Origin of the sequence: Neobacillus muris (assembly GCF_943193175.1) — a bacterium.
In the GTDB taxonomy this organism is placed as follows: domain Bacteria; phylum Bacillota; class Bacilli; order Bacillales; family Cytobacillaceae; genus Neobacillus; species Neobacillus muris.
The window spans coordinates 78,888-98,855 of record NZ_CALPDF010000007.1; the positions used below are offsets into that span (position 1 = coordinate 78,888).

Annotated in this window: 25 protein-coding genes; 2 read left to right on the top strand and 23 right to left on the bottom strand. The window is 42.0% G+C overall.

Annotation, left to right across the window (positions count from 1 at the left end; translation table 11 throughout):
- Nucleotides 1-11: 11 nt before the first annotated feature.
- The 10 genes from NFS43_RS07450 to NFS43_RS07495 all read right to left on the bottom strand — a co-directional run bounded on the left by NFS43_RS07450 (nt 12) and on the right by NFS43_RS07495 (nt 8,836).
- Nucleotides 12-860 carry a M55 family metallopeptidase gene (locus NFS43_RS07450; protein ID WP_251550995.1) on the bottom strand — a complete coding sequence of 283 codons (849 nt, stop codon included), beginning with the start codon at nt 858-860 and terminating at the stop codon, nt 12-14.
- A gap of 75 nt (nt 861-935) precedes the next feature.
- On the bottom strand, nt 936-1,997 hold the full coding sequence (locus NFS43_RS07455) for a M42 family metallopeptidase (protein ID WP_251550997.1): 1,062 nt from the start codon (nt 1,995-1,997) through the stop codon (nt 936-938).
- 14 nt (nt 1,998-2,011) lie between these two features.
- Nucleotides 2,012-2,458: an Lrp/AsnC family transcriptional regulator gene (locus tag NFS43_RS07460; RefSeq protein WP_251550999.1), complete on the bottom strand. Its 447-nt coding sequence runs from the start codon at nt 2,456-2,458 to the stop codon at nt 2,012-2,014.
- Between the two features lie 303 nt (nt 2,459-2,761).
- On the bottom strand, nt 2,762-3,565 hold the full coding sequence (locus NFS43_RS07465) for an energy-coupling factor ABC transporter ATP-binding protein (protein ID WP_251551000.1): 804 nt from the start codon (nt 3,563-3,565) through the stop codon (nt 2,762-2,764).
- On the bottom strand, nt 3,562-4,407 hold the full coding sequence (locus NFS43_RS07470; RefSeq protein ID WP_251551001.1) for an energy-coupling factor ABC transporter ATP-binding protein: 846 nt from the start codon (nt 4,405-4,407) through the stop codon (nt 3,562-3,564). The genes NFS43_RS07465 and NFS43_RS07470 overlap by 4 nt, the downstream gene beginning before the upstream one ends.
- Complete coding sequence (locus NFS43_RS07475) at nt 4,404-5,171, bottom strand: energy-coupling factor transporter transmembrane component T family protein (RefSeq protein ID WP_251551002.1); 768 nt, start codon at nt 5,169-5,171, stop codon at nt 4,404-4,406. Before NFS43_RS07475 ends, NFS43_RS07470 begins: the two co-directional genes overlap by 4 nt.
- 34 nt (nt 5,172-5,205) lie before the next feature.
- On the bottom strand, nt 5,206-5,811 hold the full coding sequence (locus tag NFS43_RS07480) for an ECF transporter S component (RefSeq protein WP_251551003.1): 606 nt from the start codon (nt 5,809-5,811) through the stop codon (nt 5,206-5,208).
- A 15-nt stretch (nt 5,812-5,826) separates the two neighbouring features.
- Nucleotides 5,827-6,579, bottom strand: a complete 753-nt coding sequence (locus NFS43_RS07485) for a nucleoside phosphorylase (RefSeq protein WP_251551004.1) — start codon at nt 6,577-6,579, stop codon at nt 5,827-5,829.
- Nucleotides 6,580-6,996: 417 nt separating this feature from the next.
- Nucleotides 6,997-8,319 carry a DUF4179 domain-containing protein gene (locus NFS43_RS07490; protein WP_251551005.1) on the bottom strand — a complete coding sequence of 441 codons (1,323 nt, stop codon included), beginning with the start codon at nt 8,317-8,319 and terminating at the stop codon, nt 6,997-6,999.
- Nucleotides 8,312-8,836: an RNA polymerase sigma factor gene (locus NFS43_RS07495; protein WP_251551006.1), complete on the bottom strand. Its 525-nt coding sequence runs from the start codon at nt 8,834-8,836 to the stop codon at nt 8,312-8,314. The genes NFS43_RS07490 and NFS43_RS07495 overlap by 8 nt, the downstream gene beginning before the upstream one ends.
- 441 nt (nt 8,837-9,277) lie before the next feature.
- Between NFS43_RS07495 and NFS43_RS07500 the strand changes: the two genes are divergently transcribed.
- The gene (locus NFS43_RS07500; protein WP_251551008.1) at nt 9,278-9,370 is read left to right on the top strand and encodes a YjcZ family sporulation protein; all 93 of its coding nucleotides are present in this window, start codon (nt 9,278-9,280) and stop codon (nt 9,368-9,370) included.
- A gap of 102 nt (nt 9,371-9,472) precedes the next feature.
- Here the strand turns inward: NFS43_RS07500 and NFS43_RS07505 are convergent, their stop codons facing one another.
- The 6 genes from NFS43_RS07505 to NFS43_RS07530 all read right to left on the bottom strand — a co-directional run bounded on the left by NFS43_RS07505 (nt 9,473) and on the right by NFS43_RS07530 (nt 14,407).
- Nucleotides 9,473-9,640, bottom strand: a complete 168-nt coding sequence (locus tag NFS43_RS07505) for a hypothetical protein (protein ID WP_251551010.1) — start codon at nt 9,638-9,640, stop codon at nt 9,473-9,475.
- A 126-nt stretch (nt 9,641-9,766) separates the two neighbouring features.
- The gene (locus tag NFS43_RS07510) at nt 9,767-10,177 is read right to left on the bottom strand and encodes a VWA-like domain-containing protein (protein WP_251551012.1); all 411 of its coding nucleotides are present in this window, start codon (nt 10,175-10,177) and stop codon (nt 9,767-9,769) included.
- 196 nt (nt 10,178-10,373) lie between these two features.
- Nucleotides 10,374-11,621 (bottom strand): cation:dicarboxylate symporter family transporter, encoded by a 1,248-nt coding sequence (locus tag NFS43_RS07515; protein ID WP_251551014.1) that lies wholly within the window; start codon nt 11,619-11,621, stop codon nt 10,374-10,376.
- Nucleotides 11,622-11,848: 227 nt separating this feature from the next.
- The gene (locus NFS43_RS07520; RefSeq protein ID WP_251551016.1) at nt 11,849-12,355 is read right to left on the bottom strand and encodes a GNAT family N-acetyltransferase; all 507 of its coding nucleotides are present in this window, start codon (nt 12,353-12,355) and stop codon (nt 11,849-11,851) included.
- A 122-nt stretch (nt 12,356-12,477) separates the two neighbouring features.
- Nucleotides 12,478-13,722, bottom strand: coding sequence for an MFS transporter (locus tag NFS43_RS07525; RefSeq protein WP_251551018.1), 1,245 nt, complete (start codon nt 13,720-13,722; stop codon nt 12,478-12,480).
- A gap of 292 nt (nt 13,723-14,014) precedes the next feature.
- Complete coding sequence (locus NFS43_RS07530) at nt 14,015-14,407, bottom strand: hypothetical protein (protein ID WP_251551020.1); 393 nt, start codon at nt 14,405-14,407, stop codon at nt 14,015-14,017.
- A gap of 108 nt (nt 14,408-14,515) precedes the next feature.
- On the opposite strand from NFS43_RS07530, the gene NFS43_RS07535 reads away from it, so the two are divergent.
- Nucleotides 14,516-14,758: a hypothetical protein gene (locus tag NFS43_RS07535; protein ID WP_251551022.1), complete on the top strand. Its 243-nt coding sequence runs from the start codon at nt 14,516-14,518 to the stop codon at nt 14,756-14,758.
- Nucleotides 14,759-14,812: 54 nt separating this feature from the next.
- On the opposite strand, the gene NFS43_RS07540 is transcribed toward NFS43_RS07535, so the two are convergent.
- The 7 genes from NFS43_RS07540 to NFS43_RS07570 all read right to left on the bottom strand — a co-directional run bounded on the left by NFS43_RS07540 (nt 14,813) and on the right by NFS43_RS07570 (nt 19,873).
- Complete coding sequence (locus NFS43_RS07540) at nt 14,813-15,163, bottom strand: YnfA family protein (RefSeq protein WP_420910302.1); 351 nt, start codon at nt 15,161-15,163, stop codon at nt 14,813-14,815.
- Between the two features lie 153 nt (nt 15,164-15,316).
- A complete protein-coding gene (locus NFS43_RS07545) occupies nt 15,317-16,027 on the bottom strand; it encodes an MOSC domain-containing protein (protein WP_251551023.1) in 711 nt (236 codons plus the stop codon).
- Between the two features lie 151 nt (nt 16,028-16,178).
- Complete coding sequence (locus tag NFS43_RS07550) at nt 16,179-16,790, bottom strand: superoxide dismutase (protein ID WP_251551024.1); 612 nt, start codon at nt 16,788-16,790, stop codon at nt 16,179-16,181.
- Nucleotides 16,791-16,971: 181 nt separating this feature from the next.
- Entirely contained in the window at nt 16,972-17,946 is a 975-nt protein-coding gene (gene trhO, locus NFS43_RS07555; protein ID WP_251551025.1) for an oxygen-dependent tRNA uridine(34) hydroxylase TrhO, read from the bottom strand.
- Between the two features lie 93 nt (nt 17,947-18,039).
- Nucleotides 18,040-18,495, bottom strand: coding sequence for a flavin reductase family protein (locus tag NFS43_RS07560; RefSeq protein ID WP_251551112.1), 456 nt, complete (start codon nt 18,493-18,495; stop codon nt 18,040-18,042).
- A gap of 194 nt (nt 18,496-18,689) precedes the next feature.
- Nucleotides 18,690-19,532: a 2OG-Fe(II) oxygenase gene (locus tag NFS43_RS07565; protein WP_251551026.1), complete on the bottom strand. Its 843-nt coding sequence runs from the start codon at nt 19,530-19,532 to the stop codon at nt 18,690-18,692.
- A gap of 47 nt (nt 19,533-19,579) precedes the next feature.
- The gene (locus tag NFS43_RS07570; RefSeq protein ID WP_251551027.1) at nt 19,580-19,873 is read right to left on the bottom strand and encodes a HesB/YadR/YfhF family protein; all 294 of its coding nucleotides are present in this window, start codon (nt 19,871-19,873) and stop codon (nt 19,580-19,582) included.
- Between the last annotated feature and the right edge of the window lie 95 nt (nt 19,874-19,968).

Genomic DNA, 19,968 nt, shown 5'->3' on the forward strand with positions numbered 1-19,968 from the left:
TTTGAACGAAATTATGCATTCACGGATCCTAAAACGCCATTGGTGGCTGTCATAGCAATAATGGCACAGCCCCACATATGCTTGTAGGCAGTTACGATATCCTCACAAGTAAACCGGATATTCTTTGGTCCTGTCAGCTCCACCGTTGGAAGCGTGGTAGTCATTTTCGCCTGCTGCGGCCCCTTCAGCTCGATGTCAAAGGTAACGGGTCCTTCAAATGTCATCGGTTTAAAAGTCCCTGTTTTTTTAACAGCCGCTTCTGCTTTGGTACGGATTTCTGCACGGGCCACTTCAGGATGAAGCAATTCTGCCGCAAACCGGTCAACAGCTCGTTTTGTAACCGCCGCTTCGACATCAGGCAAGGTTTCTTTGACTTCTCTCACATAGGCATCGTCGCCGCTGATGAAGATGGCCGGTACCCCGAATGCGCCAGCAACCAGCGTATTCATTTCCGTTTCTCCGACTACTTTTCCATTGATTTTCATTTCGTTGATACAAATGCCGGCAAGTGTATGGCTGATGACGGTTACATCCGAACCGCCTTCACGGCCATGATGGCCAACGAACATAATGCCATCGAATGTGTCATCAAGTCCTTCGAGCTGGCACATGACACGGTTGCTGCCGGAGACTAGGCGGGCACGGGGATCCAGCTCCTCTATTAAAATATTGGACATGTTGCCATGGCCGTCTGCCACGACTACTTCTGTCGCTCCCCCATTGAACGCTCCCTCTATGGCGGCATTCACATCTGCAGTCATTAATTTACGGAACCGCTGGTACTCGGAATTTGTTTTTAGCTGCTGATTGGTGGCTACCCCTGAAATGCCCTCCATATCGGCTGAAATAAATATTTTCATATTAAAAACTCCCATCAATTAAATTTAAATATTATGAAACTAACATTTACAGTTTTTCATTTCACTATCAATCTTTTAAAAAGGAAAAGTCTGGCCCTCGTGAAGATTTAAGATAAAGGCTTTGACTAAATCTTTGGTTGCTTCCAGGTCCCCTGCATCCACAACCTCTACTGGAGAGTGGGCATAACGGGATGGAATCGATAAAACGCCTGTCGGAATGCCTTTATTCGCATAATTAACGGCGCCCCCGTCGGTTCCAATACCAGGGAATACCTCGAGCTGATAAGGGATCCTTTTCTCTTTGGCCAGTCTGACGAACAAATCCTTCATTGTCTTATGTACAATCAAGCTAAAGTCCATCACCTTGATGCCTGTTCCTGCCCCCAAGGCCAAGCTTTGGTCCATTGTTTCTTCCGGGGTATCACTAACAGCAGTGGTATCCACCGCGATAGCTGCATCTGCTTCCAAATGTTCTGACGCCGTCTTGGCTCCTCTTAATCCCACTTCTTCTTGGACAGTAAAAAGGAAGATCAGTTCCCCCGCAAAAGATTCAGTTTGCAATTCGCTTAAGGTTTGCAGAAGGACCGCGCAGCCTGCCCGGTCATCTAGTGATTTGGAACGGTATCTTGGCGCTGACTTAGGTCCGATGACCTGGAATTCAGTTCCCCATGTTACCGGAGTCCCGATCTCTACGCCCATTTCCAGCACTTCTTCTTTAGAAGCGGCACCAATATCGATATACATCTGGCTATGTTTTCTTACCTTCGAAGAATCGTCAAATTTCGCAAAATGGGCAGAGATGGTTCCAATTACTCCTGGAATCTCACCGTTTGCTCCCATGACTGTTACCGGCTGGGCCAGGAGGATTCTGTCATCATTTCCCCCAAGCTTTTCAAACCTCAACAACCCATTTGCCTCTATCTTTTTGACTATAAATCCAACCTCGTCCATATGGGCGGTCAATAACACGGCAGGTCCAGGCCTGTCCCCTTTTTTTCTGGCTATCACGTTGCCAATCGGGTCAATCGTTACTTGATCCACTTTCCCCTGTAAATATTCCTGTAAAAAATTGGAAACCGAATGTTCGTAGCCGCATGGTCCTGATAAACTTGTCAATGTTTTTAGAATCTCTAACATTTCTGCCCCTCCCTTTAAAAATAATCAAATGTGTTTTTAAATACATCCATCTGTATGATGGTATTCATTTCAGTAATAAAAGGAATTTCATTTAATTTATATAGCAGCTCCGTAATATCTTCCTGATTCGGAACAGCTACTTGGACCAGCAGGGAATAGGGACCGGATGTCATCGTTATGTACCTGATTTCCTTAAACTTTTTCAATTCCTCAATGACTTCCATCATCCGCTGGGATGCTGTCTTAATCTGAATGATGGCACCGGATTTAATGCCGATCGCTGCAGGATTCACGACTCCAACCACTTCAATGATGCCGTTGTCCAATAGGTTTTTATATCGCAGGCGAATCGTTTTCTCCGAAACAGTTAATTTTGAGGCAATTTCCGTAAAAGAGACTCTCCCATCCTTTGAAAGATGGTGAATGATCCCTCTGTCCAGTTCATCCAATTCGTACTTCACGACGTTTCCTCATTTCGGCCTGTATTTCCTAAAATATTCCTTAACACAGTAGTAAAACGAATGGTACAGGGCTAATTTCATTATTCTGATTTTATTTTATTGTCTGAATTAGGAATTTAAGAGTAATTATAGTTAAATAGTTTTTAGAATGCAACCATTTTTACCACTTTTCTGAAAAATTTTTTAAATAGAAATATTATGTATTCGCTTTCTTTTTTGTGGTTACTGTATTCCATAAAAAAAATCCTGCCTGAAATCGGCTTACCTAAAAGCCAATTTCTCAAGCAGGATGTTCGGATGAATTTATTTGTTGGCATCCACCTTGTCTATGAATTCGCCAATCGATAAAACAGTACCGGCAAAGCCAAGCTTGTCTGCAAGCTGGGTAATATAGGGCGCCTCGACATTTGCCTGCAGCAATGCTTGCTTTTGGGAGAAGACCTCCCGTGTCGGCCCATCAGCCAAGACCTTCCCTTCGTTAAAAACAATGGTCCGTTCGAAGTTCTCAGCAACAAAATCCATATCGTGAATGATAGTCATGACAAGCTTGCCTTTGTCTTTTAGCGTTTGGATAATCTGCTTAATTTTTTCCTTTCCCTGGTTATCCTGGGCAATCGTAGGCTCGTCAAATATGATAATATCGGTCTCCATTGCCATAACAGATGCCATACAAAGCAGCTTTTTTTCTGATAAGCTTAAATCATGAGGATTCGTGTCCAAATGATGATCAAGTCCGGCCATTTTGAGGGCCTCAATGGCTTTTTCTTTTGCTGCCGATTTTTCCATTTGAATATTTAAAGGACCAAACATGACTTCATCCAGGACGGTTCGTTTAAAGATTTGATCATTTGGATTTTGAAAAATCAGTCCAATCGTCCGAGCCAGCTCCGCTGCTGTTTTTCCCTTGATATCCTGACCCTTAATGGTGATCTGTCCTATATCAGGTTTCAACAGTCCCTTTAACAGCTTGACGAATGTGGTTTTCCCAGCGCCATTTTGGCCAATAATGGCTGTCGAACGCTGGTCAAACTCTAAATGTATGTCTGACAGCACTCGCGCGCCCTCCGTTTTTTTATAGGAAAAGGAGAGGTTCTTCACGTTAATCATCTTCTGATCTCCTTTAAGACCGCTTCTGCTTCCTCTAGGGTAACAGGATAAGTGTTTGTTCCTTGCTTTTTGGCACCCAGCGCTTTGCAAACTTTGGTGTAAACAGGTGCCGCAACTCCATAAGATTCCAGGTCATCCCTTGAAAAAATCTTTTCGGGAGTATCATAATCAACTGCTTTCCCGTTATCAAGAAGCAGAATCCGATCACAATACTGGGCTAGCTTTTCCATCTTATGTTCTGCCATAATGATGGTAATTCCCTGTTTTTTTAAACTCTGGACTGCCTGGAAGACCTCCTCTGAACCGCCCGGGTCAAGCTGTGAGGTTGGTTCATCGAGAACGATGATCTCAGGCCTCATGGCGATGATACTGGCAATGGCCATCCGCTGCATTTGTCCCCCTGACAAATCAAATGGATTATGGTCCTTTACATGTTCAATTTTAAACATTTTTAGGACTTCATCGATTCGCTGCACCATCTCAGACCGCGGCACACCGATATTTTCCAGTCCGAAGGCAATTTCCTCATAGACGGACATTTTTGACCCTGTTACTTGTGTAAATGGATTTTGGAAAACCATGCCGACCTTAAGAGCAATATCTGCAATGGAATGGGTTTTTACCTCGAGCCCGTCCACCAGAACCTTTCCTCCATAAGCCCCTTTGTAAAAATGGGGGACCAGTCCGACCAGCGCCTGGCACAGAGTAGACTTGCCAGCTGAATTACGCCCAATGATTCCAATAAACTCGCCTTCATTTACTGTAAATGAGATATTGTCCAGTGCCAGTGATTCTGATTGGGGATATTTATACTTTAGGCCTTCCACTGCAAGCTTCTTCATGAGACGATCCTCCACACGATGGCACCGGCAATCCCAAGCAGTAACAGGGATTGGATCAGTTTACTATGGGCATACGTTTTTTCTTCATACAAATACGTTTTTGGAACACGGGAATTGAAGCCTCTCACTTCAAGGGCCATCGCCCTCTCTTTCGTGTTAATTAATGAACCTAACACGACTGGACCGATTAATGGCAGGAACGCCTTGACACGCACGAAAAAGTTTCCTTCCGTCTCCATTCCCCGGGCCCTTTGGGCATCTGTAATCGTACTCACTGCCGCCATCATCTCCGGAATAATTTGAAAAACGGAAACAATCATATAACCGATTCTTGGCGACAGGCCTTTGCGTACCAGCGATTCGACAAGCTCGGATGGCTTCGTTGTCAAAACCAAAATCATAAAAGCGCTGACGATATTGATGACTCTGAGTGTAATCGTTAAAGCAAATAACAGTCCCTCTTGATACATGGTGATGGGACCGATTTGAAACAATATGGTTTCATTTTCCGGTTTAAACAGCCCCTGAATGATGATCACTGTGATGAGAATAAGGAAAACAAAACTAAATACAGGGACTGTTTTTCGAAGCACTTTGGCAAATGCAAGCAGGACCAAACTAATCCCAACACAAATGAATGAAATTGTAAAAGATGGCAGGATAATCGGTATCAAGATGGCAAATACAATATAGATTAGTTTGGTAATTGGGTCGATATCATGCACGAATGAATTTCTTTCGACATATAAGCTGATTGAATTCAAAAGGTTTCACCGTCTTTCTTTTTCGAAAAGAGGCTTAATCAAGGGTTTCGATTTTGTCATTATGGCTATACAATTGGACAATATTTTTTGGCAGTCCCTTGAAAATCCCATAGCTGATTAAGACAACTAATAATTTGTCCGGCACATCCACCACTACTTCATCCAGCAAGGAGGCAATCCATGTTGAATCCGTGTTGGCCAATACAGCAGCAAACAAGGCATCGCCCCAAATGTTTCCAGTCTGGCCGCCCCAGAAGCCGATGTTAAGCGGCGTGGAGACGACTGTGGCCACAAGCCCAATAATGATTCCGGCAGCCAAAGCTTTTCCCCAGCTGGAAATATAGCCTTTGTAAAATAAAATCCCTGTGACTAAACCGATGGCTACACTTGTAATGGCATAAACGAATGAGATTGGGTCGGCTGTGAGCCCGTAAATAATATTGTTGATGGCACCTGCAAGCGCTCCGACGATCGGACCTCCCAGCATGGCTGCCAGCACGGTTCCGATGGAGTCGAGCCATAATGGCAGTTTTAATAAACCTGCAATCAATTTTCCGATGTAGTTAACTCCTACTGCCACTGGAATAAGTACCAATGATGCTGTTGATAAACGTAACGACCACATACTTTGTTTGTTCATCCTAAAAACCCCCTTTTAATCTTTTAATCTAGAATGATAAGAGAAAATGGTCTCTAATGCCGTAAGAATCTCGAGTTCTTCCCCGCGTTTGCTCTTTGCTTCCTTTTCGACGTAATCATTGATTCCTCCTTCCAAATCTCCTTCTTTTTCCACAACAACATTTAAAATAGAAGCGGTTTTTATCCCGCGCAAACCGCCGATGACGAATAAGGCAGCCGTTTCCATATCGGAAGCCAGCACTCCTTTTTCCGACCAATACTGATCAATTTCGAGCTCTTTATCAGTATAAAAGCTGTCATGACATCTGACAATACCTGTGTAAAATTTTGCGTTTACTCTCTTTGCTGCCTCTACAGCGTGAAACAGCAATTGGGTGTCGGGCACTGCAGGGTAAGCGTGTTCAATATAAGCGGCAGTAGCGCCATCATTTCTGACTGCACCCGAAGCGATGACCAAATCACCAAGTTTAAGCTGCGGCTGCAGGGCGCCGCTTGAACCGATCCGGATCATGACGTTTATGCCGATCTTGTTTAGTTCTTCCACCGCAATGCCAGCAGAGGCTCCGCCAATACCGGTTGATGTCACTAAAAGGGGTACCCCTTTATAGGTTCCTTTGACGGTTCGGTACTCCCTGTTGCAGGCGATTTCTTTTGCATCATCCAAGAATTTGGCTGCTTCCAGAACACGGCCTGGGTCTCCGGGCAATAGGGCATAGTTTATTTTTGTTGCTTTTCCTAGTCTGATATGGGGCTGCAGGTTTGTTTCCATGCTTTTGTTCTCCTTTTATCTTTGTTATGTCCAAATAGTTATGTGTGTTTAAGTTAATATTACCAAATGTTGCATAATTCTGTTATTCTAAAATGGAAAATCTTAAAAGAAAAAGTAATTTTATTGTTTTAATGAAAATAAGTTTTTTTATCCCAGACTTTGTAATGAATCTTATACGGTCCATTGTGCGGCGGTCCTTATTCATCCAAAACTACTCCATATCCCCGGTTCGGGCTTTTGGGGCGCTCCCTATTTACCCTAACTTCCACCTTCCATTCGTGTCGGGCCTTTGGCGCCCCCTATTGACCAAATCCACTACTTACACCCGTTAAGTCGTTTTTAGATAGGAGGGGCTTCCACAAAACTAGAGATTTACCCAAAGACAGCCTGACACCAATCAGGCGGCAGGCTGTTTGACTATTTTATCCTTATCCTTTCATGTCCCTCAATCCAGGAAGGAAATGACGATAATTCTAAAGATACGGGATTAACCTGATTTGTAAGATTAGGGATATGAACACCCATCTCCGTCATTTGAGATTCATCCCAGCCGTTCATAAAACTTTGATCAGATTCTATCGTCTGGCCATTTCCATCTGTAATCTTACTGAAAAGGAAAGAATTAAATGCCTTTTCGGTTTTAAAGCTAAATAGCAGGTTTTCCCCGTTCACATACATAGATCGGAAGATATCCCCCTTTGGCTGCTTGATGATTTGCTGCTTCTCCGCATCGACCACAACCTGAGCTTCAGCTTTATTCACAGCTTGAATTTTATCAAGCACCAAATACAATTCCTTCGGCTCACGGAAATAATTACTTTGCAAATAGAGAATCATTTCGTCCGGTGTAATAAAACTGGCTGTAATGCCATTATTAATCTTATTCCAGATCTCTCCCTGCTCATCAACCAGCCTAATATCATCAAAATAGAGCAGCCGCATCGTATTATTGGGGTCCATCTTGACTGTCACCGCAGCTCTCAGCGGATAGATAACTGCCTTCGTAAACGTCATTCTTTGTCCCTCAACCGTTATCGATTTATTCAACACATACTCCTTCTTGGGTTGAATATTTTTCCTAATTTGAAAGTCCAGGCTGAAGTCTTCCTGTTTAGGTCCGCCTTTCACACGAACATTTAAAATAAATTCCTTTGTCTTTATGGGTGTTTGAAGATAAAACTCCATCATTTTCACTTGCTGCGCCTGCCCTGCTTCTGAAGAAAAAGTGCTGTCGAAAGAGGAGCTGCCCATGTTTAAATTTTCACCATTCGCACTCTCCAATTTAACGTTCTCGATTTGGATTTCTTTATGTTTTTCCCTTGATGTTAATGTATAAAAAATAACCAGCCCATTTTCATCGGCAATTGCCCCTTCAATGGTAAACGTCAGTCCATTTTTCTCTTGGGATATATTGATTTTTTCATAGTAATCATTTTCAAATGCTGACATTTTCCCTTTATCGGTTCGGATGAGGTCCACCAACTTTTCCATCCCGGGGATCGTTGATAGACTATTTGCAAAGGCAGGAGACATACGGATAGAGGCAAAAAAACCAATAAAGATCAAAACAGCTGCAGTCAAACTAAATACTACTTTCTTTCCCATTACTCTTTTCTTCTTCTCTAACTTTGCTCTTTGAAACCCAGTTAATATAGCATCATCAATTGCTTTTATCGGGATATCGAGATTCTCAAAGGTGTTTCTATATTGGGACAGCTGCTCTTCTTCTTTTTCAAACATGAAAACCGCCTCCCTTCTCCTCCAATTTTTCCCTTAGTAACTTTAACGCCTTGTTGAGCCAAGTTTTTACCGTCCCCTCAGGACACTGCCACGCAAAAGCAATTTCGTTAATCTGCATTTCATTGAAATACTTTAAGGTCAATATTTCTCGCGACCGCTCATCAAGCCTCATAATGGCATCTTTTAGTTCTACGCCATTATAGTTTTCAGAGATGCCTTGCAGGTTTAAAATTTCCTCGTTAAAAACAAACCGCTTTTGCTTTTTTATTTGATCATTGCAATAGTTTATCATGATGCGAATCAGCCAGGTTTTACAATAGGCGGCATCCCTGACAGAGTGTATTTTTTTATAGGCACGGTACATCACTTCCTGGATCGCTTCAAGCGCCTCTTCTTCATTACGCAAAAAAGCAAGAGATGTTTTATATAAATCAAGTTTATATATCTGCATTAGCTGCAAAAAGGCCTGATCATCCCCGCCTATGGCCCTTTTGATACATGATTCATGTGAACTCATCCTTCAGACCTCCTGGCCTTCTTTAATCTACATATTAGACTATAAAACAGGAGAAAAGTTTTATTTTTTTAAATAGATAAAAAAATGCCAGGATCACCAGCCCAATGAAAGCTCAACCGGAAATCTTCACAACTTCCACACAACTTGCCTATAATTTCTCCACAAGTTTTTCTTACTATATAAGTAACTTAATTAGGAAATAGGTTCACTGAACTGATTTCTTAAAACTTCCCATAATTTTGGTTGGTGCCATGCACCAATCTTTTTTTTGCCTGCTTAATAAAAAAATTTGTCCTCCGTAACAAAGACAAATTCTTAAATCCCCTCATTATTTTCAAAAAATGTACTTTCATCACACCGATGTTTCCATGCTTGTCCATAACGCTTGTCTAATCCATTTCATATATTGTATTACCTTTCGATGAAAGGTGGTGAAGCAGAATGTCTGGTTATGGATCAAACAACAGCTTTGTATTAATCGTAGTCCTATTCATCCTCTTAATCATTGTAGGCTCTTTCTACTATGGCGGATAATCAAGCCCCATAGTCAAGCCAAATCGCCAAGAACTGGCAAATCCAAAGCCAAAGGTTGCCTCTTGCCTTTTTTAAAGCGCGATTTTTCGCGCTTTTTTTCGTTCAACTCCTTTTCGGGCTTATCAGTTTATTAATCAGGCTGTTTCCCAGCAAAAAAGCAGCAATACAAATGGGGATCACCAAAAAACCAAGCCCCGCTGAAAATACATTGCCTAATAGAATAACCAGAACCAGCCAGCCAAATTTAAAAAGCCAAAAAATGAAATTCATCCCCTTCGCCCTCCCCCTAAACGATTTAATTCTATATTTACCCAAATGGTCCTGCCTTTCAATGATTCTGCCTTCCCTATTCAAAAAAATAAATCCCCCTTGCCGCTGCAGGGGGGATGAACATGATTATGCCACTTTTATCGCTTTTCCAAAAGGGATCTTCGGCATGAAAGTACCCGATACAAGCCAAAACAACTCAAAATCGACACTTTCCATATCTTCAGGCAAAAATCCGGTTACGTCTGTGATATAAAATAATGTATCAATCTTCTCTTCCTTTGCCCACTCAAGCACTAAGGTATAGGAAGATTTCCCGTGAGTATGATACGTTATCGTATCACTTTTTACAGGAGCGGTACTTCTAATTTTAAAATCAGCTTGAACGAGAATGGTGTCAGGCTTTACTGTTTCAAACAGCTTAACGATATTATTAATTAATTCGGTTGGTGCTTCCTTGGTCGAAGTGTCTACTGCCAATGCGACCTTTTTATCTTGGCGATCCTGAATCATTGAAAGGATTCGTTTATGCCATTTCATCTACGTTTCCCCCTTGTTTTGAATGAGCAAGCGATATTATTTTAAGTCATTCCCGATTGGAATATGAATGGATATATATCACATTAAACTTCTGAATTATTTTTGAATAAATGAGAATATTACCATATGTAGTGCATTCATGAAAAAAGGTACCTGATACCAAAATGATATCAAGCACCTATTAATCCAACCGTAATTATGCAGCTATTTTCTCTGAACTGTCTTTAAGCTTGTGGCCTTCCCATTTCGAAATAACAATCGCTGCCAATGAGTTCCCTACAATGTTAACACAAGTTCGGGCCATATCTAGAATTCGGTCAATACCGGCAATAAAGGCCAAGCCCTCTGCAGGAATACCGACGCTTCCTAAGGTTGCCAAGAGTACCACAAGGGAAACTCCAGGGACTCCGGCAATCCCCTTGGAAGTGACCATCAACACAAGAACCAGCGTGATTTGATGGGTAATGCTCATATGAATGCCGTACATTTGTGCAATAAATAATGCAGCAATCGCTTGATAAAGAGTAGAACCGTCAAGGTTAAAGGAATATCCAGTTGGAATAACAAAGGAAGTAATCGCTTTTGGACAGCCGATTTTCTCCATTTTTTCCATTATTCTCGGAAGAACGGCTTCCGAGCTAGCAGTGGAATAACCCAATAATAATTCATCTTTTAAATACTTTAATAACTTGAAGATATTATAGCCAGCAATCTTGGCCGTGATGCCAAGTACAACGATAATAAAGAAAATCATGGCTCCGTATACGACCAGCACCAATTTCCCTAATGGGATCAATGATGATAAACCAAACTTAGAAACGGTAACGCCAATTAACGCAAAGACGCCGATCGGTGCCACTTTCATAATTTGGTTGGTGACATAGAACATCGCATCAGCGGTTCCCCTAAAGAATTGAAGCAAAGGCTGCCCTTTTTCCCCAATCGCTGCCACACCAAGTCCAAACATAGCTGAGAAGAAAATGATAGCCAGCATGTCGCCACTTGCCAATGCCTGAATGATATTCGTTGGGACAATATTGACAAAGGTATCAATCTTCGAATGGGATTGTGTGGTTTCTGCTGTCTCCACATACGTATTAATATCTGTTTTCGTTAATTGTGACATGTCCACTCCTGTACCAGGATGGAACAGATTAGCCATCAGAAGGCCGACTATGATGGCGATCGTCGTAATGATTTCAAAGTAAATCAGCGTTTTTCCGCCAAGCTTTCCTAACGTCTTCATATCGCCTGTGCCGGCAACCCCAACAATAATACTTGAGATCACAATCGGTACGACAATCATTTTAATTAATCGGATAAAAATATTCCCAATTGGCTGCAATATTTCGGCTACATGAGGATTCCCATAGAAAATACCGCCAATAATAATACCAAGAACTAAACCGATAAAAATTTGCCAAGCTAGGCTAATTTTTTTCATTTGCACCTCTCCTTTTCTCTAAAAATCAAAACAATGTAATTCCTTATTTTATACTATATTAAAATAATAGTAAATACACTTTTATTCCTAATTTAATCGTGACACTAGTATAATTTTAATGATGTTCTATCGGATAATCAATCTGAAATAGCTTCCAATTTCCTATTACAGCATAAAAAAAACTCTAATAAATTAGAGTTCAACAATGCACTTACTGGAGATTTTTTCTATACTAAATGGAGGACCATATGTTCATCATCGTAGTACACACCATCGATCTTTAAGGCCTTTTCCTCGTATCCAAAAACTTTGAAACCCAATTTCGCATATAGTTTTTTTGCGCTTTGATTACTGGCTGTAACGGTTAAATTAAGTTTCTCCATCGTTCCGATCGCTTTCGCAAAACGGATCGCCTCGGTCAAAATAGCCGTTCCTGCACCTTGCCCTTGTTTTGCCGGCGTCACGTACATGGCAAAAATATTTCCCCTGTGACGGATTTTTTCTGCCTTTTCTTGCGTGAGCGTCACCACTCCCACCAGTTCCTTTGCTTCAAATGCTCCAAATGTCCAGAAGCCTTCTTGGACAAAATTTCGGGCCGTTTGCTCAATTGGATTTTCTCTGGCCGCTGCTTCCTCATAACTGGTTAAAAATGCCTCCGGATTGTGCTTTAACGCTTCTAATCTAAGATTCCAATAATCCTCTGCATCAGCAGCCTGTAATCGCCTGATTTCCAAATTGGATTCCCCCTTTATGTATGCTGACCAATCGAAGTCTCGTATTCATTACAAGTTCATTTTAACAAAATATCCAGGAGAAAAGGGAACAGGCTCCGCCAGTTCCCCCTCCAACTAATACGCTATACCTCTTTACTCTTTTCTATTACGGGTGCCCCTCCTTTAAATAGCGGGACTAGGAACATGACACCGACAATAAATAAGATGGCTGATGTCTCATAAATGGCCACTAGCGAAAATGTCTGCTTTAACCAGCCGCTTATGGTCATGGTGACAACCATCGTCCCCATAAAAACGGGATTTAGAATTCCGTTCACACGGCCAATGAATTCCGCTTCCGTGTTCTTTAAGATCATCGTATTTATGCCGATATGAATGCATGGCATAAAGATGCCGCAAATAAATTGGACAGTCATTGTCAGCCAGAACGATTCAGAAAATCCCATTACCATAAAACTTAAGGCATTTACGGTCATTCCCATGGCGAGCAGGATTTGCGGCAGTATTTTTTTCGCCAATCCGACGGTCATTCCTCCACCCAAAATCATTCCGGCCCCAAAGGCCATCATCAGCCATTGCAATTGTTCCTTCGGCAGTCCCAGCTGCTCCGTGACGAGAAAAACAGTCAGCGGCTGCGTAAGCCCCAATGCTAATCCGGAGCCTGCAAAGCACCACCCCAGCAAGGTCAATGCCCGGCTGTTCCAAACATAGCGAAATCCATCCTTCATTTCCTGTAAAACCGTGGTTGTTTCTGGCTTTTCCTCCTGCTCCATGTCAGGCGGAAGCAGGAATAAGATCCCGGCTGACAGTAAAAAGGCGATGCCCATAATCGCGATGGCAACATCAATTCCGTATTGCTGGTAAACAAATGTCCCAATAACAGGGCCAAGGATCACAAATAATGCAAACGTCGTTTGATAAATGGACATTCCCATTTGAATCAATTCTTCCTTTACATGCAGCTTGAACAGCTTCATTCCCGAAGGCTGGGAGAATTGCGAAAGAATCGAAGAAACCAGTGTGGCAAAGAAAACGGCCTTCCAGCTGCCAAACACAAGCGCCAGCAGCACAACAAAAATAGAAATAGCGCTGAGAAAATCACACCATATCATCGTTCGTTTCGGCTTCCAGCGGTCTGCAAAGGTCCCTCCAATAAATGAAAATAAAAAGATCGGAGCAAATTCAGCCACCGAAATCAGCGATACGGCCACTGGATTTTCATTCGTTTGTTCCACCACAAATAATAAAATCGAGTAATTTCTTACCCAAATACCAATTTGCAGAAAAAAAGTGGAAAGCAAAATCGTTTGAATGACCCGATTCCGGAATAATGCGCCGATAGAAATATCCGCTTGCGTTTTTTCCATAAAAAAATCCTCCTTATCCATAAATCTGGATAGGAGGAAATTGGGCACAGAAAGGAAGCGTATTTCACACACTGGAATCCTTCTATCTCAAAAAGCCCATACCAATCCTATCCAGAAAAAATTTCGTGTTATACGAATTGCTTCTTAAATAGGATTAGTAGATCATTGGCCTTTTTGTCACCCTTCCGATATAAAATGTAGTTCTATATTACTTTATATAATTAGAAGATTCAAGAAGTATTTACATTTTTTGTTTATTTTGTCATTTCGGACTATTTGTCTGCCATTTTACCTATAGTTTCTTTTTCGTTAAATACCCTAAAAGAAAATAACCCATGCACATGCAAAGAATCAAAAACTCTATGGGTCTGCTAAGTGCACCAAGGGAAAGAATGAAAAGAAAAAGAAATCCGATCCCGACTAGCAGTGTGAATCCAAGGTAAAAGTTCCTCCATGCTGTCCGTTTTAAGCCTCTTGCACCCAATCCAGTCAACACGGCCATTCCAAGTAAACCAGCTATGGCAAAAAGTATCAGGGGGTCAACCGTGGATGTCCCCGCCTCACCCGAAAGCGCCTTTCCTAAGGATGAGCCCAGCCAGAAAAGAAGCCCGACGCCCATTACAGAGATTATAGTCAAAATGCACAGGACAATCGCCATTATTTTTGTATATTTGAATTCTCGCATTGATACAGCTCCCGGCCCTTTATTTTAAGGATAATTATACCATTATTGAGATATTCATAGACGGTTAAACTATGGGTGGCCACAAATACGCTGCTTAGGGGGATTGGGATGGCAGAATTTTATGATCTGACTGATTATCAAACAGGAACAGCGATCCGTACATTTACGATTGTTGATACCAGTGTGAGCGAAGAAGGCTATGATGTTTTGTTGGATATTGATCTTGATAGCGGATATGATTTACAGGGGGTTAGGTTACATATCTCATTCGAAGATTTAACGGCCTATGAAACGCAGGACATTCAACAAGCAGTCAGGTATGCTCTAGGTTTTTTTGATCACCAACCATAAGATGGCAGAAAGAAGGGAAAATGACCCCATAAAGCTGGACCCATTTTCCCTGTCTCAATGGCGCGGTGCCCAAAGAATAACAGAGGCACCAATTAAGCAAATGGCGGCTCCCAGCCAGTCATAAAGATCGGGTGCCTTCTTATCCACCAGCCAGCCCCATAGTACGGACAAAATAATAAACACGCCCCCATATGCCGCATATACCCTGCCAAACGAAGGGAAGGCTTGAAAGGTGGCAATAACACCATATAAAGCCAGCGTGATGCCGCCGATTATCCCTAAATAAACGGGTTTTCCTTCCCGTAAAGACAGCCAAATTAGATAGCCGCCGCCAATTTCAGCTAATCCAGCCAAGACAAATATTAAAAAGGCTTTCAACAATGACACTCCTTGTTTTTTCCTCATTATATCAAAGTCCCATTGCTAAGCTAAAAGATTTCCGGATAAAACTCAATTTTGCGGATATATTCAATTTTGTACGGATATCTATGTACTTTTTATGGATATAACACATTGTTTGGTTAAAACCGCTATTTTAAGTGCGCAATGCCGTTTTTTTTATGCCCCATTAGGTCCAAACACGCGCTTTTGAATGTTGGGTGCTTCCTGCTTTTCAACTCGGACGGTTAATTTGTCCCTTAGAATTGGGGCCAAAAGCTCACAAAGAGCCAGCTCTTTCATTTCCGCAAAATTTGGCGCCTGCGCATGGATGATTTGATTGCAACTTTCAATGGTCCATTGCGGATAGGGACGGTGGAGGAGCTTAAAGACCTGGCCTTCTTCAACCATGCCCTCTTTTACGACCCGAAAATACCAGCCGGTCCTGCCTGTATTTTGAATGGACAAAGCCAAATTTTTGATTTTAAAACGCCGGGCAGGCTTCCAGCAGGGCTGCCTTGGCTGAGATACTTGAACCATAGCTTCGCCAATTTGGTAGGTATCGCCAATACAAATCTGGTCTTCCGCTATATTCGCCAAAGCAAAATTTTCTCCCATCGCGCCGGATGTAAGGCCAGAATTGCCTAATTCGTTCTGCCAATCGGTATAGTTGTCCACCGAATAGCCGAACACGGCTTTCTCCGGACCGCCATGGTTTTTCTGGTCTGCTTGCCCATCCCTAGAAAGACCAGACTCTCCCACCCATACAGGCCCATGGACTGGTTCTTTAAAAATCGCACTCGTCCACTCCCGATCCATTGGATTTTCGGCGTCTTTTTCACCAACGGTCTTCGGAAAACCGGCAAAAATTTTTGTTAGTAAGATAGCCAATTGCTTTCTCCCCCCTAAGCTAATTCGAATGCTGAAAATGAATGACCTCAACCTATTCGACTTTTTTCAACTAGATTCCTTCCTAAGATCCCAAAAAAAAGAACACTTTCCAGACTATGTCTTAGAAAGTGTTCTCTCATTACAGCACTAATTATTTTGCTGCAGCGTATAGTTTGTTCACTTCATCCCAGTTGATGACATTGAAGAATGCTCCAATGTAATCTGGGCGTTTGTTTTGATATTTTAGATAGTAAGCGTGCTCCCAAACATCAAGGCCAAGAACTGGCTTTTTGCCTTCCATTAATGGGCTGTCTTGGTTAGGTGTGCTGGTAACAGCCAATTTGCCGCCATCTACAACAAGCCATGCCCAGCCAGAACCGAAGCGGCCTGTAGCAGCTTTTGTAAATTCATCTTTAAACTGCTCAAAGCTTCCGAAAGCTTCGTTGATAGCATCAGCAATAGCGCCAGTTGGTGCGCCGCCGCCGTTAGCAGAAAGCAGGTTCCAGAATAGGCTGTGGTTAGCATGTCCGCCGCCATTGTTGCGTACAGCTGTGCGGATATTTTCAGGAACAGCATCAAGGTTAGAGATTAATTCTTCAACAGATTTGCTTGAAAGATCATCATGACCTTCAAGAGCTGCATTTAAGTTGTTTACATATGTAGCATGGTGACGATCATGGTGAATATTCATAGTTTGCTCATCGATATGAGGCTCAAGTGCATTTGCAGCATATGGTAATGCTGGAAGTTCGTATTTTGCCATTTTCCATTCCTCCAAATAAATAGTGGTTTATTACTTTTTTATTATAGAATAGGATAATTAACTTTTTCAACTAATTAGTTTAGAAATAAGATATATTCTTCAGGTATAAAAAATGAGCCGTAAAAGACGGCCCATTCCATTCCAATCTATCTATACGGTTTTCAGCAGCCAATCCTCTTGATCAGCTTTGCTTAACTGGATATTCTTCGTCAATGGCATGCAGTCTCTCGGCTACCTGTTCCTCGGTCAATCCATGTTCTTTTACATAAAGGTTTCGCGGATCCACCCGGCACTCATGGGTGCAGCCCCGCAGATATTTATGTTCATTTTCCTCAGAACAGAGAATTTGCTTATTACATTCAGGGTTTGCACAGTTTACATACCGTTCACATGGTTCACCCGTGAAATAATCCTTCCCGACAATGACATGTTCCTTTTGATTGACAGGAACGCTAATCCGTCCGTCAAATACATAGCATTGGCCGTCCCATAGCTGTCCTTGCACCTCAGGGTCTTTACCATAGGTGACAATCCCGCCGTGCAGCTGTCCTACGTCCTCGAAGCCCTCTTTTACAAGCCAGCCAGAAAACTTCTCACAGCGAATGCCTCCGGTACAATAGGTCAGAACTTTTTTCCCTTCGAATTGGTCTTTGTTTTCCCGAATCCATTGTGGAAGCTCACGAAATGCCTTGATATCCGGGCGGACTGCTCCTCTGAAATGACCTAAATCGTACTCATAATCATTTCTGGCATCAATGACAACTGCATTTGGATCCTGCATCGCTTCATAGAACTCTTTAGGGCTCAAGTGTTTACCCGTCAGTTCGTTTGGATTAATATCGTCTTCCAAGCGGAGAGTGACAAGCTCCGAACGAGGGCGGACATGCATCTTTTTAAAGGCATGGCTGTCCGCTTCATCCACTTTAAATACCATGTTAGCAAAGCGAGGATCTGCATGCATGGTTTTCATATACTCATCCGTTTGTTCGACGGTTCCGGATACCGTTCCGTTAATCCCTTCGGCAGCCACAAGAATCCGGCCTTTTAATTCAAGCTCTTTACAAAATTTAAGATGCTCTGCTGCGAATTCTTCTGGATTTTCAATCGGAGTATACATGTAATACAGTAATACTCGATATGGTTTTGTTTCTGTCATCTTGTTTTCCACCTATCTGTTATATTTGCAAGATATACCAATTAGGCTTGGTTTTCTTAACCACTTTTCTCTTACAAATGATATTTTTATTTTTTACAAGTAAAACTGTTCCGGGATTTTTCCGAATTTCCGGCGGTGATATAAAAGCGGGTCCGTATTGGCACTTTGAATATCCGTTACCTCACCAATTAAGATCATATGGTCACCGGCTTCGATTGTTTTAAATGTCTTGCATTGGAAAACTCCGGCAGCCCCAGAAATGATCGGCAGATTGTTTTCCGACAGCTTCCATTCGCACTTGCTGAATCGGTCTGCCCCTTTTGTTGCAAACAGGGAACATACATCGCTTTGATCTCCTGCCAAAATATTCACTGCAAATTTTTCAGTCTTACAAAACGTCTCATACGTTCCAACCCGTTTATCGATAGACCATAAAATCAGCAGTGGATCAATTGAAACGGATGCAAAAGAATTTACGGTAAGGCCAAGCGGCTGATTATTCTCATCCACCGTTGTGACAACTGTAACACCGGTTGGATAGTTGCCCATTACTTCTTTAAAAAGGGTTACCTTGTTTTCCACGCTTTTACACACCTTTCCCTTTGTTCTCGATATTCATACACGTTTTTTTCTATTTATTAAACATTTAAGTATAAAAACCAAAGTTAATTATATCATCAATGAGAAAAACTATCTTGTTAAATGCTTTGGATATCGAACCTCTTTTTTCCATCAAGCATGAGTTAATAGATCTTTCCTTGTCTGATCCATTTTGTTGCCACCCATTTTTCACCTTGGGAAACCGGAATACTCGTGTGCAGGGACATCCGGTCCACTTGGCCCTTACTGTTTCCATAATGAAAATAGACCGCGGTTCCTTTTTTCGGAACAATGGTGACACCTGCTTTTGGAAAAACGGTTTCGCCGCCTGCTGGTACATCATTTAAATAGATTAACAGCGTTCCAACACGCTGGCCACCTTGTTCTGGCTTCACTCTGTTTGGAGGGAAATAATCAAAATGCGGCTTATACTCTTCTCCAATTTTGTAGTTCAACACCTGAAGGCCTTCCCCATTTTCTATTGGATAATTGGTTAATTCCGCTATTCTTCTTTCAATAGTAGTAACGAGCCAATTTTCACCTAAAGTAAAATACATTCCTTTGCTTGTTCTGCCTGGAGCAGCCTTTTTTTCACCGGTTTCTGAATCGATGATTTGAGAGGGCTCCAGTCTGTCCTTGGAAAGATGAATGAGTTCATCGCTTTCTTCATAGCTTAATAGATTGTCTAAATGAAGAATAAACGGCTGGTCCACTCGGGAGAGCACATGAATGTCTCTGTCGCTGGTCGTAATCACATTCCCCTTTTGGCCGATTTCAGGGACTTCATAAACAAAAGGAGATGGGCTGCGGTCAGCCGTCTTTACCGATTGGTTTCCGACAATACGCAAAAGTGTCTGATAAGCAAACGTTTCATCAAATCCCTTTTTGATCATAGCTGCAGCAATGGCTTCAGGGGCTGCGCCGCTTTTTAAGGTTTTCATAATCCAATCCTTGAATTCAACTGAGATATGCTTGATTTTCTCCATTTACTCCCTCTCCCTCTAGGACGAATCGCCACTCTAATCTTTTGGAATTAAGCCTTGATATAATTATACTCTAGTTCATCTTCTTGTTCATGATAATTCACATGCAAATTATGCCCATCAAAGAACCATAGGTCCGCTTCTTCAATAAAGAATAAGATTCCCTCTGCCTCTGTGCTTACCGCAATATCGAGGGGATCCTCTTTAGTAAAGGCAAGTGTATACCCATCCTGCACAGGACTGGAACCATAAATTTTCACATAAAACCTAATTTTATCTCCACTCTGTAAACCCACTTCTTCTTTAAACCATTTTATCGCCTGTTCACTAATCACAATCTCCATGCAAATACGCCTCCATTAAATACCCAAAATGACAAAACATAACAGTTTGTTCATTAGATTTAGTCACACCAATCCGTTGTATACATCCTAAAAAC

What these genes read in the sequence shown, in the direction of transcription:
- NFS43_RS07495 (WP_251551006.1), bottom strand. Translation starts at nt 8,836, where the DNA reads ATGAGTTCACATGAATCATGTATCAAAAGGGCCATAGGCGGGGATGAT.
- NFS43_RS07515 (WP_251551014.1), bottom strand. Translation starts at nt 11,621, where the DNA reads ATGAAAAAAATTAGCCTAGCTTGGCAAATTTTTATCGGTTTAGTTCTT.
- NFS43_RS07470 (WP_251551001.1), bottom strand. Translation starts at nt 4,407, where the DNA reads ATGAAGAAGCTTGCAGTGGAAGGCCTAAAGTATAAATATCCCCAATCA.
- NFS43_RS07505 (WP_251551010.1), bottom strand. Translation starts at nt 9,640, where the DNA reads ATGAATTTCATTTTTTGGCTTTTTAAATTTGGCTGGCTGGTTCTGGTT.
- NFS43_RS07540 (WP_420910302.1), bottom strand. Translation starts at nt 15,163, where the DNA reads ATGAGGAAAAAACAAGGAGTGTCATTGTTGAAAGCCTTTTTAATATTT.
- NFS43_RS07560 (WP_251551112.1), bottom strand. Translation starts at nt 18,495, where the DNA reads ATGGGCAACTATCCAACCGGTGTTACAGTTGTCACAACGGTGGATGAG.
- NFS43_RS07465 (WP_251551000.1), bottom strand. Translation starts at nt 3,565, where the DNA reads ATGATTAACGTGAAGAACCTCTCCTTTTCCTATAAAAAAACGGAGGGC.
- NFS43_RS07480 (WP_251551003.1), bottom strand. Translation starts at nt 5,811, where the DNA reads ATGAACAAACAAAGTATGTGGTCGTTACGTTTATCAACAGCATCATTG.
- NFS43_RS07565 (WP_251551026.1), bottom strand. Translation starts at nt 19,532, where the DNA reads ATGGAGAAAATCAAGCATATCTCAGTTGAATTCAAGGATTGGATTATG.
- NFS43_RS07500 (WP_251551008.1), top strand. Translation starts at nt 9,278, where the DNA reads ATGTCTGGTTATGGATCAAACAACAGCTTTGTATTAATCGTAGTCCTA.
- NFS43_RS07525 (WP_251551018.1), bottom strand. Translation starts at nt 13,722, where the DNA reads ATGGAAAAAACGCAAGCGGATATTTCTATCGGCGCATTATTCCGGAAT.
- NFS43_RS07485 (WP_251551004.1), bottom strand. Translation starts at nt 6,579, where the DNA reads ATGGAAACAAACCTGCAGCCCCATATCAGACTAGGAAAAGCAACAAAA.
- NFS43_RS07455 (WP_251550997.1), bottom strand. Translation starts at nt 1,997, where the DNA reads ATGTTAGAGATTCTAAAAACATTGACAAGTTTATCAGGACCATGCGGC.
- NFS43_RS07530 (WP_251551020.1), bottom strand. Translation starts at nt 14,407, where the DNA reads ATGCGAGAATTCAAATATACAAAAATAATGGCGATTGTCCTGTGCATT.
- trhO (WP_251551025.1), bottom strand. Translation starts at nt 17,946, where the DNA reads ATGACAGAAACAAAACCATATCGAGTATTACTGTATTACATGTATACT.
- NFS43_RS07450 (WP_251550995.1), bottom strand. Translation starts at nt 860, where the DNA reads ATGAAAATATTTATTTCAGCCGATATGGAGGGCATTTCAGGGGTAGCC.
- NFS43_RS07570 (WP_251551027.1), bottom strand. Translation starts at nt 19,873, where the DNA reads ATGGAGATTGTGATTAGTGAACAGGCGATAAAATGGTTTAAAGAAGAA.
- NFS43_RS07550 (WP_251551024.1), bottom strand. Translation starts at nt 16,790, where the DNA reads ATGGCAAAATACGAACTTCCAGCATTACCATATGCTGCAAATGCACTT.
- NFS43_RS07490 (WP_251551005.1), bottom strand. Translation starts at nt 8,319, where the DNA reads ATGTTTGAAAAAGAAGAAGAGCAGCTGTCCCAATATAGAAACACCTTT.
- NFS43_RS07510 (WP_251551012.1), bottom strand. Translation starts at nt 10,177, where the DNA reads ATGAAATGGCATAAACGAATCCTTTCAATGATTCAGGATCGCCAAGAT.
- NFS43_RS07535 (WP_251551022.1), top strand. Translation starts at nt 14,516, where the DNA reads ATGGCAGAATTTTATGATCTGACTGATTATCAAACAGGAACAGCGATC.